Below are 13,786 nucleotides of genomic sequence, written 5' to 3'. Positions count from 1 at the left end.
ACAAAAGCCGGGCGTTGCTATCGTACAAAAATGATAGTAAACTCCCGGCTTAATTTTTTAGAAATCGTTCCGTTTGTGTCTTGTCTCCCTCCGAAAGTTGTAGGATGTAGACTCCGGGTGGTAAGTACTGTATAGTGATAGCACCGTGCGTTTCTCCCAGTTGGTTATTCAGCGAAACCGGCGTGTTCCATGCTCGGCCCTGCAAATCAACGACCTGAAGATGAACCTGTTTTGCCGTCGGATTTGCGTAACGAACATACAGCATCGTTTCTGCCGGATTGGGATAAATCCCAAAATGCCCGGTTGGGTCAGGGACCGTAGCCGTCAACACAGTTGTCAATATAGTTCGGTCGGTCGAATAGCCCACGCAGGCATGTTGCGTTACCCTCACCCTGTACGTACCCGCCTGAGAAACCAGCAGTGAATACGTACGAGCGTTGGGTAGCAAATCATTATTACGATACCATTGATACTGGTAAGAGGTATCCTGTGGTACTTTCAGCGTTAGCGTAGCGCCCGGAGGAAGCCTGAATTCTGCTCCTGCCGGAACAAGATCAAGGTTGTTGACCGAACTGGCCAGAACCGTTTTTTCGTCAGATAGTACCTGACACGCTTTATAAACTACCCTCACCCGATACCGCCCGGGTTGGGTAACACGGAATGTGCTATCGGCTGCGTGAGGAATAACCGTATTATTCAGCAACCAGCTAAACGTGGCACCCGGCATGGTTACACCATTTACGGGAATAGCTTTCAACTGAACAGACTCATCTGGATTACAGAGCCACTGATTACCCAGTGGGTTAAGGTCAACGGCTGCAGTCTTCACATGTACCGGCTGGGAAGTAGCGGAGCAACCATTTTTGTTTGTTATTCGCAGAATGTACGTCCCCGCTTTTGTTGCCTGATAGACAGAAGCTGTCGTTGCTACATCGATAACACCATCACGCAGCCATTGATAACTAAGATTTCCGGATGTGGTGGATGCCTGTAATGGCAGTACGGTTCCATTACAGATGACTGTATCCTTTGCCGGTTGGATAGAAACGGCCAACTGGCAGTTCACTCGCTTCTGACCACTAATAATAAGCGAAAAGGGTTGGCTCGCGTACTGCATAGTACCCTTGTGTGAAACCGTAAGCGTATAGGTTTTTCCCGGAACAGGGTTAGTCAGGTAAATCTGCTCGACATTGTCACGAAAATTATCGGTTTGACCAGCGGCTCTATCAGGATAAGCAGGATTAAGCGAGAAAGGAAAGGTAGTACGTACACCGTCACTTAACCGAACATCGAGGTCGTTAACAAGCTTGGGAGTACGATTATTCAACGCGCCCGTGCCAACAGGAGTAGGTATTCCTTCCGGATCGGTCCAGCTTAAGGTGATCACAAGCGGTTCATTTCCCTGCGCAATCACACTACGGCTAATCGTTTTACCAGCAGCTAAACTTTGTTCCAGTACCAGATGTGCCTGATTTTCATTCAGTAAAAGCCGGGCGGCTGCTTCGGTATTCAATAAACCCCAGCCCTGCCTGTAATCTGGACCAGCGGCCGGATTAGGCCGGTCGGCCGTGTGGAGAACCAGCCCCTTCAGCGTAGCCGCCCGCATAAACTGACCATTCTGCGGTAACCCGGCCGCCCGCTGGCGGGCATACAATTCCTGTAACAGGAATAGGGAGCCCGATACGTTGGCTGATGCCATCGAGGTACCACTATACGTGCCATACGCTACATCATCCGTTGCTACCGACGAGATTACATCCGAGCCAATGCCCAGTAAATCGGGTTTGATTCGTCCATCATCCGTCGGTCCCCAGCCGCTATAAGCTGTTGACCCGATCAGAACGGGTTGATTCTGGCTGGTAAAATTTACCTCGGCCGCGCCAACGGTCAGTACGTTTTTCGCCGTAGCATCGGCTGGGATTACATCGTAATCAGCATTTCTATTACGGACAATAGTGCTTTTAACGGCTGAATCTTTTAGAAAATAGGGGCTTCCGGCGGGTGGTCCGGTTTCCGTCCGTTTGTTATCCGCCGACCGAACCATCAGAAAAAACGGGTTATTGTACCCCAGTCGATCCAGGTCCTGAACGGTGGTATTATAAAATCCAAACAGGTAATCATCGGTGGTACTAATGGCCGTGTTACCCCACCACTCCCATTTAAGGTCTGGGTTAGTGCCGGGCCGAGACGCATTGTATACCCAGCCCGTTACAGGGCCGTAAGCATGATTTGAAACCAATAGATTGGGAGCCGCAACAGCCAGTTCAGCCAAGTCATTTGTATAGTCCCAGACGGATAACTGAGCCTCATTCGCCATACCCCTCGCCTGCTCATTAACACCTCGCCCAATAAGCGTACCCGCTAGGTGCGTTGCGTGGTTGTTGACGGAGGCTCCACTATCTTTTTGGCGTACCCTCGATTTGCCCGCAGCATTACCAAACTCCTGGTGAGATTCCAGTACACGACCGCCATCCCATAAACCCAATCGGCCCGCCATGCCAGGTAAACTTCCCGAAACATTGATGGGTATCGCCCCGCCATCCTGCAAGGCAAGTGTTCGCGTTCCACGGGCTGCTTCAACATTATGGAGGGTATAATAAATTGGCTGGCCAAATGCATCAACTCCCTGAAGTTGCAGAATACGCTGGTTGGAATAGTTTTTGCGGAGCTCCCAGGTGTGTTGCTTTGCTAAGCGAATAGTCTCTTTCCGTAACTGACTGTACCGATTGATAATCTCTTTTTGCCAAAGCAAAGGCTCATCAACAACCGTAGACTGGGCCTGAACGCGGTTATCGACACCGTTAATGGACGCCAGAATCAGGCATAGTAACAGCCAAAAAAGCCATCTACCTCTATACAGTGCCTTCTTCTGGCCTATTAGACCAGGCAGATAAATATGCGTCAGAAGCGGTAAAGGTTAGTGTTTGTAAATCCGTTTGACCCGGACACGTTGCATCCGTTCATCCGTTATAACCACAAAAAACGTACCGCCCGGCAAGCTGCTCACATCGACTACCGCCGAATAAATTTTTCCGGTCCGCTCCAGTGTGGCCGTATGAAGCGTTCTTCCGTTCAAATCGGTTAGTTGGAACGTGGGTGGCTGCAAAAAGGATACTGTAGCGGGTATAGAAATAGTCAATAGCTTGGTGGCCGGGTTCGGGTAAACGGTTATATCCTCATCACTCGTGGTGGGCTCCGTTGCCAGAATCGTCAGAACCACTTCGCTGGAAATAGCGACTCCACAGCCGTTCACATTTCCCTGCACCGAATACCGGCCCGATTGCACAACAGCGTAGGTAGTACCCGTAGCGCCCGGAATGGGAACGCCGTTCTTTAGCCATTGAATAGACGAAACAGCATTGGTCATCAGTGTAAAACCACTGGCCGTTAACATGGGTGTTTGGGGCGAATTTACGGACACGACCAGCGCCGATGAACGAACGGGAGCACAGGTGTTGGCTACCTGTACGGTATAACTGCCCGCCGTAACGGCCGAAAAGCTCGTTCCGGTTGCCCCGGCAATGGCTTGTCCGTTGAGAAACCACTGATAGGCTAATCCGGCACCTATATTGGCCTGAATAGTTAGACCCGATCCCTGGCAAATACTGGCCGACCCGCCCGGTGTAATCGTGGCGGTTGCTGCCGTACTGGTCGTTGAAACAACGGGGGTTCGTTGCGGACTGGCGCAATCGAGCGACCTGATTTTCATATTATAGAAATAATACCAGGCTGTTTTCAGCGTATCGGTGGTTGTGCCAGTGGTAAACAATGACCCCTTAATTGTAACGACAGGTTGGCCCGTCTGTGTTTTCAGCTGGTACGGGAAGCCACTAACTCCACTATTACTGCGAAAAATAGAGGCTCCACCAGCGTACTCGATGGTTATTTTATAGTCGCCCGCTGTAGGTATTTTCAAGTTCAAGGCGTACACTGCCCCCTGGTCATCAGGGTCATCGACCAACTGACTATTCGTGGTGGCCGTAAGGCTCTGATTCCGGGTCGGATTCACATCCAGCGTTACACTTGAAATAGCCGTATTGTCGTATTTCCGCACCGTAAACGTCAGTTGGCCGGGCGTTCCAATATACAGCCGGGCACTCTGAATAACGATGGGAACAGCGGTTGAAATGAGCGGAGCCGGGCCGAAGTTCCCGCTGTAGGTCCCCCCCGTAAATACGGTTTTGTCAACCGGCCCAACAACTCCCGACAAATCATTCAGCGCAGCGTAAAACTGACCGGTGGCGGGTAATGTTTTTACCGAAATCCGGTTTCCAGCTGCCAACAGGTTTCCCCCTGTTGGACTATCATACCAGAAAGCAGTTCCTCCACCCGTGTTCAGCAAAGAGAAAACGGAATCCGTACCACAGCGGGTCACGGAGAAAATACCGTTGTTCGCAACAGACGCACTGGTACGGGTTTCAGTAAGGCTATTGTTAGCTGCGTTTTGGTCGGTGGGCAGCCCGGTTGCTACAATAAATTTGTACGTCTGGCCGGGGGACAAAGCGACCGTTGCCGGTAAGGTTAGCGCCAGTAAACCATCCCGGAAAGCCAGCAGGTTAGGCACTACACCCGTTAGCGTCGTTAACGGGGCGTTATTGGCATCAGTAATGGTCAGGCTTACTGGCACATTGGTCTGACTGGTCGCTCCATAGTTATGGACGCGCACCGAAATGGTCACATCACTATTCGTTTGCCCACAAAAACCGGCTTCGGGCGATAAGAGTGCCGCAACGCCTACGTCATTGCTCGTCTGGACAATATTGAGCGAATAGTCCTGGGTTTCGCCGTTTCCATAGTTACCACAGGCTGTTACAGCAGCGGCATTATCGGTCTCAACCGCTACGATCCTGAACCGAATAATCTGCCCGTTCTGGACGCTGGTCGGGATGGCAACCGTTGTCGAGAAAACCCCCGCATTGGTCAATACGCCCGACGTAGCTGCAGTTTCGCCAGCATCATCGAAACTACCATTCAGGTTCCAATCGGCAAACGCTTTGACGACGGCGTTTTTGGCTATTCCACACGTACCAAGCGTTACTGCCAGCGGAATCTGCTGACTGGATTGAACCGTAGCGGTTTGCGTAAAACTGTTGTATGATGTACAGCCAGACGCTCCAGCCTGATCAATGCCGCCAAGCTGCACCCGATTTATTTTTGTGTCGGTGGTTGAAGCTGGTGCCGATGCGCAATAAGCTGCACCACCAATACCACTCATCAACAGGGCATAATCCTGTTTGGCATCGTTCAGCGTACCTTTATGCGTAACTGTCACCGTATAGCTTTTCCCCGGAACGGGTGTAGCCAGGAGTACCTGCTCTACGTTGTCACGAATGTTATCGCCCCTTGTAGCAGCATTGTCCGGATTAGCCGGATCGAGTACCCAGGGTAACGTAGTCGTTGTACCATCGCTGATACGAATATCAAGGTCATTGACAAGTTTGGGCGTTCGATCATTAAGCGTTGCAGCGGCCGTACCAGCCGGGTCAGTCCAGCAGATGGTTGCTACAAGCGGCCCCCGCCCCGAAGCGACCATAGTGAACGAGTAGGTCTGTCCCTGCGTGAGCGTTCGTTCGTTGAGCAGGTGGTTGTTATCCGTATTCAGAATAACCCTCCCCGCCCGTTCCATATTCAGCAGGCCCCAGCCATTCTGATAGTCGGGACCAGGTGCCGAACCGGCCTCATCGGCGGTGTGGAGTGCCAGCCCTTTCAGCGTGGAAGAACGCAGGAACTGCCCATTATTCCGCTGCGAAAACAGTTCCTGCAAGAGCAATATTGACCCTGCTACGTTGGGCGATGACATGGATGTGCCACTTAGTATGGCATAAGCACTATCGCTCTCCGAACTGGTTGACAAAACACTGACCCCTATACCCGCCAGGTCAGGCTTAATCCGGCCATCGTCCGAAGGGCCCCAACTGGTAAAACCACTCAAAACAACGTCGGAGGGTTGATTATACCCATAATTCAGGTTACTGATGGCTGATACGGTCAGGATATTCTTTGCGTTACCATACGTAGGAATTTGATCGTACCCATTTTGATTGGCGCGGGCATCCGTACTGGTTTTGTTACTACTGCCGAAATAATAGGGCTGCCCGGCGGCTGGTCCATTGGAGCCGTGCGTGTTACCAGATGATTTTACGATGAGGTAGTAGGGAGCATTTTGAGCAATCTGGTCCCAGGTAACGGCCGAATTATTGTACAGACCGAACTTATAATCCTCTGTTTTACTGATTAGTGTATCACCCCACCATTCCCATTGTATGGACCCCGTACGGGTATCACTGAATACCCAACCGGCATTAGAACCGTAGGAATGGTTGGATACCAACAGGTTAGGCGCAGCCGCGCTCATCTCGCTGACGTCATTATTGAAGTCATAGGCCCGCAAATTGGTACCGAATGCCATTCCCTTTACCAAAGGATTCACGCCTGCCGCCATCATGATACCCGACACGTGCGTGGCGTGGCTGGATAAGGTAGTGGCGTTATCAATCTGGGCAACGCGGCTAGCGGTTGTACCGTTACTGAACTCAACGTGCGTTGAGCGTACTTTCCCCCCGTCCCAAATGCCCAGTTTATCTTTCAATGTACTGCCCGAGAGTGAAACACCCAGGCTCCCACCGGCATACAGCGAATTGGTACGGGTGCTGATAGCTGCCTGTGTGGCACTGTATGTAGCATCGTATAGTAATTCGCCGGTGTTGGTAATACCCCGCAGGACCATCACCCTGCCCGTCGGCGAACGCTGTTCGAGCGGGCGGTTTAGCCGTTGTGCCTCCGCCACTGCCTGTCGGTAATTTTCAATCCGGTATTGCTCAACGGCTTGTTGCAGGCCCTTTTGAATCGCCTGTTGCCGGGCACTATACTGAGGAAGTGGCTGGGGTTGAGCCAGCAAACGGGTACTGATGAAGAGCAGAAAAAGAGTACTCTGTATCCAGGGCTTTGACAACTGTAAACGCTTACACATAGCATAAAAAGCACCTGACGGCCGCCTATCAATTATATACAGTACATACGATAAAAGGATACCGCCCGTTGCGCTGCGACTGTATATTGAAAATCATTAATGAATTTTTATATACTGTTGCAGCGCACAATTCACTCTCAGCGAAGCGTACAGAAATCAATACATCCAGATAAATCAATTTGTTTTATGACAAGGGAGCACCAGTCGATAAAAGGACAAATCAGTTAATAATGGACGAAAACACAGGGCATTACAGCCCCGTATAGCTAAACGGCGTGATAGCGCTGAGTTCGGTTTTAACGGCATCCGATACGGTTAATTCATCAATAAATTGCCGGATTGTGTCGGCCGTAATTTTCTGATTGGTACGGGTCAGTGCTTTCAGGGCTTCGTAAGGTTGCGGATAGCCTTCGCGCCGGAGAACGGTTTGGATGCCTTCAGCTACTACCGCCCAGTTGTCTTCTAAATCGGCATTCAGGGCTGCAACGTTCAACTCCAGTTTATCCAGGCCTTTCAGGAGCGATTTCAGCGCAATGACCGAATGGGCAAATGGGATACCGATGTTACGCAAAACGGTCGAGTCGGTCAGGTCGCGTTGGAGCCGGGAGATGGGTAGTTTCGCCGACAGGTGTTCAAACAGCGCATTGGCAATACCCAGATTCCCCTCCGAATTTTCGAAGTCAATCGGATTCACTTTGTGCGGCATGGCCGATGAGCCAACCTCCCCTTCTTTCAGCTTCTGCTTGAAATAGTTCATGGACACGTAAGTCCACATATCGCGGTCGAGGTTAACCAGGATGTTGTTAAGCCGTTTGAACGCATCGAGTGCAGCGGCCAGCATGTCGTAGTGTTCAATCTGGGTTGTGAACTGACTGCGAACCATGCCCAGACTTTCTACAAACGTATCCCCAAACCGTTTCCAGTCCTCGTTGGGGTACGCCACATGATGGGCATTAAAATTTCCGGTTGCCCCGCCAAACTTGGCCGCCGTTGGAATTTCGGCCAGTAGATGTAACTGCTTCTCAATCCGCTCCACAAATACCGAAATCTCCTTACCCAGCCGGGTTGGCGAAGCAGGCTGACCGTGCGTACGGGCCAGCATAGGAATATCCTTCCACTGTTCGGCCATCGTTTGCAGCCGCATGTATACCTGCCGATAAAGGGGTTCAATTTCGGTGTCGAGGGCGTCGCGCAACAGCAGCGGAATAGCCGTGTTGTTGATATCCTGTGAGGTCAGACCGAAGTGAATAAACTCCAGAAAAGGTTCTACCGGTGACCCCTTCAGCTTTTCTTTGATAAAATACTCAACTGCTTTTACGTCGTGATTGGTCGTTCGCTCGATTTCTTTAATCCGCAGGGCATCCGCTTCGGTAAAGTTTTCATACAACGCCCGTAGGGCTGGAAACTCAGCAGAATCCACACCCGTCAATTGGGGGATGGGCCACTCGCGAAGCGCAATAAAGTACTCAATTTCAATACGTACGCGGTAGTGGATTAAGCCTAATTCTGAAAAATAGGGAGCCAGGGTATCAACCTGCGACCGGTAACGACCGTCAATCGGCGAAATAGCCGTTAATGGGGAAAGAGTCATTTGGGTATTTGATTTATGGTGTCTGGTTTATAGTTGCGCGATTCGTGCGCCAGTCATAAAACAGGCACCATAAATCAGACATCATAAACCAAACTCGTCAAAAAGGATTCAGGTACAGGCCAATCCCCATCCAGGAGGTTTGCTGTTGTTCAAACTGGCTATAGGGGCGAAATCCGGAGTAACCTTCGAGCATGAACGTCAGGTTATTCTGCGTCCGGCCCAACTCGAATCCAATCCCCCCGTGAATACCGGGTCTGAAATCGGTTTGCTGCCAGAATTTCACATCAACGCCACCCACCAGCCGGGTTGCTTTCATAGACGGCCTTTTGTAGAAAGTGCCAATCTGCGCACTCAGGGGCTTTCGCTCCTCCGTTTTTCGTAGTACGATACCGGCCCCGCCGTACAGCCGCCAGTTAGTTACGGTACGGCTGTAAGTGAAGTCCAGCAACTCATAATTGACCGAGTTGGGCGAAGGTGCCGTTAGCTTGTTTCTAAAGATGTAATCATCGCCCAGATGCGACGACAGGTGATAAACCCGGATACGGTAGTTGTTTTCGTTTCGGCGGATGTTATAAATGATGCTGACTTTATAATCCGTATTGACAATGCGCCGGGCAGCTTTGTTAGTCACGTCATCATGAAAAGCTTCAAACTGGGTAAAGGAAGCCAAATCCAGTACCCATTCTTCCGATTGGCCGGGCTGGGTAGTACGCCGGTAAATAGGCTTGGCAAAGCCAAAAGCAAACGGCACAAAACTGCCCTTGTATTTCTGGCCTTCTGTCCAGTAGCCAGGCAGGAAACTCCCGTACGTCTGGGCCTCCAGCGGGTCCAGTATTATTGGCTCGAACAAGTGCCCCTTCGGCAGAAATTCCCCTTGCGCCCGTACTACGGCTGGCGCAACCGTAATGGCCGTTCCCGGCTCCATACTTCTTGGATCAACCGACTTGCGGACGGCTTTTTTCTCCCGTCGAACCCGGCCTTCCGCTTCAGCGGGTTTCTCCGTCGTGGTGGCAGGCGTATCAACCGGAGTAGGGGTTGGTGTTACTTCGGCGGGGATGGTAACAGGGGTTGGTTCCGGTGTTTTCTCTTTTTTACGCTTTACTTTTTTTTCCTTTTCTACCGGTTCTGTCGGAGTGTTTACTACCGCATTCGGCTGGCTAACGGGCGGTGTATTGGTAACGGGTGCCGGGGCAGGTTGCGCTTGATTTCCTTCCCTTGCCGCATTTTTAGCCTGCCGCTGACGTTCCTTTTCGGCCTGTTTAGCTTCGTACTCCCGCTGCTTTTGGGCCGTTTCAGCCTTTATTTTTTGTTGACGCTGAATTTCTTCCGCTATTTTTTCTTTTTGTCGCTGTTGGGCAGGCGTTAAGGCTTGTTGCGCCGAAGCCCAGCTTACGGCAAAAAAACTCAGGAAAAGGACCAATACAGTTTTTTTCATGGAGGAAACAGAGGTTCTAACGCCAGTAATTTTTGCAGTTTCCGAAGAAATTACTGTTTCAGGGCTGCGTAATGTTTATAGAAATAGGGAATTGTTTCGATGCCTTTGTAGAAGTTGAACAGGCCATAACTTTCATTGGGCGAGTGCAGGGCATCGCTATCCAGGCCGAAACCCATCAGAATAGACTTGATACCCAGCTCTTTCTCAAATAATGCCGTAATGGGAATACTACCCCCACCGCGGGTTGGAATAGGTTTCTTGCCCCAGGCATCTTCAAATGCTTTGCTGGCTGCTTCAAACTCAACCGAATCGACGGGCGTTACGTACGGCATACCACCATGGTGGGGTGTTACTGTTACGCTGACCCCGGCGGGTGCAATAGACACAAAATGAGTCGTGAACAGCTCCGTAATTTCATCGGGTGTCTGATTGGGTACTAACCGCATACTGATTTTAGCCGATGCCGTGGAGGGCAGTACCGTTTTGGCCCCCTCGCCCGTGTAGCCACCCCAAATGCCGTTTACATCGAGAGTTGGCCGGATAGACGTGCGTTCGTTGGTCGAATAACCAACCTCACCCATTACATCGCCAACAGCTAAATCGCGTTTATACTCTTCCAGATCGAAAGGAGCCTTGGCCAATTCGGCCCGCTCGTCGTCATTCAAATCGGTCACCTTATCATAGAAACCAGGCAGGGTGATACGACCGTTTTCATCATGTAGAGAAGCAATCATTTGGCACAGTACGTTGATTGGGTTTGCTACTCCCCCACCGTACACGCCGGAATGCAAATCACGATTGGGACCCGTAACTTTCACCTCCACATAGGACAGACCACGCAACCCGGTTTCGAGCGATGGTGTCTCGTTGGATATGATACTCGTATCCGAAATCAGAATCACATCCCCCTTGAGCATGTCCTTATGCTCCTTCACAAATTCGCCCAGATGGTCGGACCCAACTTCTTCCTCCCCCTCAATCATCACCTTCACATTGCAGGGTAATCCATCCGTAGCCATCATTGCTTCAATGGCTTTGATATGCATATAAAACTGCCCTTTATCATCGCACGCTCCCCGTGCGTAAATCCGTTCGTTGCGAATAGTGGGTTCAAAAGGGGGTGTTTTCCAAAGCTCGTACGGGTCGGCGGGTTGTACGTCGTAGTGCCCGTACACCAGTACTGTTGGCTTACTGGCATCCACTATTTTTTCGGCGTACACGATGGGGTGGCCCGGCGTTTCATAGAGTGTTGCGCTATCCAGACCCGCAGCGGTCAATTTATCTTTTACAAACTCGGCGGCCCGGCGTACATCGCCTTTGAATTTCGAGTCGGCAGAAACCGACGGGATTCGGAGTAAATCAAGCAATTCGTCCAGGAACCGCTGCTTATTTGTTTCAAGGTAGTTAGTCATATCCGGGCTTACTATGGCAGATTGGCCTGTCAGATTTGGGGTGATATACGATGTTATATTTGTAAGGATGTACGAGAAAATACGGATGACAGTGCCGTTCGTATTTTCTGTTATTTCTCACCATTTCCCTATAAAATAGGCCTTGTAGGCCTCATGTTGGTCATCCATCAAAAAGTTCGCCCCGAAGTTACGCCTTTTTCGCGCAACGTCGGGGCGTTGATTTCTATCAAACCAGGGAATTTACTCCCCTTCTTTTTTACGAAAGCGGAAAAGTATCGTACGGCTTTCTTCCCCCCGCAGCAAGCGGGCAATATTTTTCTGGTGAGTCAGCACGACCAGTAAAAATACGACGAAGCCAAAAACGATCAATACCGGGCTTTCCTGCTGGCCAAAAATCCGAAGTAACAACAGGACCGGAAAGGCCAGGGCGGCAATGATTGACCCCAGCGAAACATACTGTGAGGCAATAACCACCAGTAGAAAAACACCGATACAGACAGCGGCCATTTCGGGGTGCGTAGCCAGCATCATTCCTAATAAGGTTGCCACGCCTTTACCACCCTTAAAACCGGCAAAAAGAGGGTACAAATGCCCTATTACGGCGACCAGACCGAAAACGATCTTGAATGTCAGAATCTCTGTTTCGGAAATAATGTTGAAATACCAGAGCAGGGTGGCTAAAATAGCGGCTGTGTACCCCTTCATAACATCGACCAGCATAACAATAGTACCAGCGCGTTTGCCCAGTACCCGAAAGGTATTGGTGGCCCCCGCGTTGCCACTTCCGTACTTACGAATATCGAGATTGAAAAATCCCTGACCATACCAGACGGCAGTCGGGATTGATCCCAATAGGTAAGCTACTACAACCGTGATGCTAATTAATAGAACGTTCATTAATTGGGTTCAGGCAAACAGTGACACGACAAAAAAAACGTGATTCAAACGAATCTTTATCTATTTGAGAAGAATGTAACCCCAAAATTAATAGATTGTTACCAAACAGCCAATGTTTTTTATCTTGTGCGTAACTAGCCTGATTTCCGGATTGATTGCCGGTTTTGTTATTTACCGCCAACAACTATTTCCATCAGGCTACCCATTTTCAGGTACTGATTAGCCGTTTCCATAATGTCGACAGGTGACACAGCCCGAATTTTTTGAATGTAGGTAGTCAAAAAATCGGCAGGCAACTGGTCCAGCAAAATCACTTTGTATCGGTCGGCTATTTCGAAAGGGGTATTGAGTGACCCTACAAATTCTCCAGCCATGTAGTTTTTCACAGTTTCCAGTTCATCCTCCAACACAGGAACTGTTTGCAGGATATGAATCTCCTTTTGAATTTCGTCCAGCGTTTGCTGGGTATTTTCTTTGTTTACATCCGTTCCGATCAGAAAATACCCGTCCTGCCGAAATGAGGGCATGTTCGACGAGATGCCATAGGTAAAGCCCTTTTCTTCGCGAATGTTCTTCATCAACCGGGAGCCAAAATACCCCCCGAATACTTCATTCATCACCAGCATCCTGAAATAGTCAGGGTGAGAACGGGTAAAAAGCCGACGGCCCAGCCGGATGGATGATTGACTGCTATCCGGCTTTTCGGCGAGCGTAACAGCATCATTTTCTACTACTATGGGGGCCGAATAGCTGGGTAAGGTATCCGTTCTGATGGGGGATTGGCCCAGTACCCGGTTAATCAGTAACACATCGTTTTCTGTCGCATGACCGGCCAGAATGAGCTGAAAAGGCCGGTTCCGGATAACCCGTTCATAGAACTCGACAACACTGGCCTGCGTAAGCTGCTCCACGGCTTCGGGTTTCTGACTGCGGCCATATGGATGATCGTAGCCAAACAGTTTTTCTCGGAACAGTACACCCGCCAAATAGGCATTTTTTTCGTAGTTAACCCGCAGATTTTGCAGGGTAATATTCCGCAGGTCGTCCAGTTCTTTCTCCGGAAAAGTGGGTTCGTTCAGGAGTTCCTGTATCAGGGGCAGGATGTCGGGCAGAAACTTGGTCAGGCAATAGATGACAAGGCTGGCCCGGTCTGGCCCGCTGTTCAGTTCAATGAATGCCCCGTATCGGTCTATATACTCACTTATCTGGGCAGATGAGCGGGATGCGGTTCCCTCGGCCAGCATTTTCATGGCAAAAAAGGCACTTCCCGGGACTTGTTCATGCCAAGTTCCGGCATCGAAAATAAACTCCAAACGCAGCACTGGCTGCTGCGCTACCGTAATCATGTGTAATGGAATACCATTATCCAGTCGATTTGACACTACGGCGGGTAGTTGTATTTCGTGGATAGTCTGAAAAGCAGGCGGCTGGGTTCTGTTGAGGGTCATAAATGCGAAAGAGTGAAAGGGCGAAAGAGCAAA

At 50.3% G+C, this 13,786-nt stretch carries 7 protein-coding genes; all 7 read right to left on the bottom strand.

The features are described from left to right. Positions 1 to 49 precede the first annotated feature (49 nt). Positions 50 to 2,752 (bottom strand): S8 family serine peptidase, encoded by a 2,703-nt coding sequence (locus B156_RS0113375; protein ID WP_018620236.1) that lies wholly within the window; start codon positions 2,750 to 2,752, stop codon positions 50 to 52. Between the two features lie 165 nt (positions 2,753 to 2,917). Next, entirely contained in the window at positions 2,918 to 6,970 is a 4,053-nt protein-coding gene (locus B156_RS0113370; protein WP_018620235.1) for a S8 family serine peptidase, read from the bottom strand. Between the two features lie 250 nt (positions 6,971 to 7,220). Continuing rightward, positions 7,221 to 8,561 (bottom strand): adenylosuccinate lyase, encoded by a 1,341-nt coding sequence (purB, locus tag B156_RS0113365; RefSeq protein ID WP_018620234.1) that lies wholly within the window; start codon positions 8,559 to 8,561, stop codon positions 7,221 to 7,223. 97 nt (positions 8,562 to 8,658) lie between these two features. After that, positions 8,659 to 9,996, bottom strand: a complete 1,338-nt coding sequence (locus tag B156_RS0113360) for a DUF1207 domain-containing protein (RefSeq protein ID WP_018620233.1) — start codon at positions 9,994 to 9,996, stop codon at positions 8,659 to 8,661. A 50-nt stretch (positions 9,997 to 10,046) separates the two neighbouring features. After that, entirely contained in the window at positions 10,047 to 11,408 is a 1,362-nt protein-coding gene (locus B156_RS0113355; RefSeq protein WP_018620232.1) for a dipeptidase, read from the bottom strand. 240 nt (positions 11,409 to 11,648) lie between these two features. Next, positions 11,649 to 12,305 (bottom strand): glycerol-3-phosphate 1-O-acyltransferase PlsY, encoded by a 657-nt coding sequence (gene plsY / locus B156_RS0113350; protein WP_018620231.1) that lies wholly within the window; start codon positions 12,303 to 12,305, stop codon positions 11,649 to 11,651. Between the two features lie 167 nt (positions 12,306 to 12,472). After that, a complete protein-coding gene (locus B156_RS0113345) occupies positions 12,473 to 13,753 on the bottom strand; it encodes a M16 family metallopeptidase (protein WP_026260812.1) in 1,281 nt (426 codons plus the stop codon). Positions 13,754 to 13,786: the final 33 nt, after the last annotated feature.

The organism is Spirosoma luteum DSM 19990 (assembly GCF_000374065.1).
Lineage (GTDB): Bacteria > Bacteroidota > Bacteroidia > Cytophagales > Spirosomataceae > Spirosoma > Spirosoma luteum.
The sequence above is the reverse complement of the archived record's forward strand: the minus strand, read 5'-3'. Positions and strand labels throughout refer to the sequence as shown.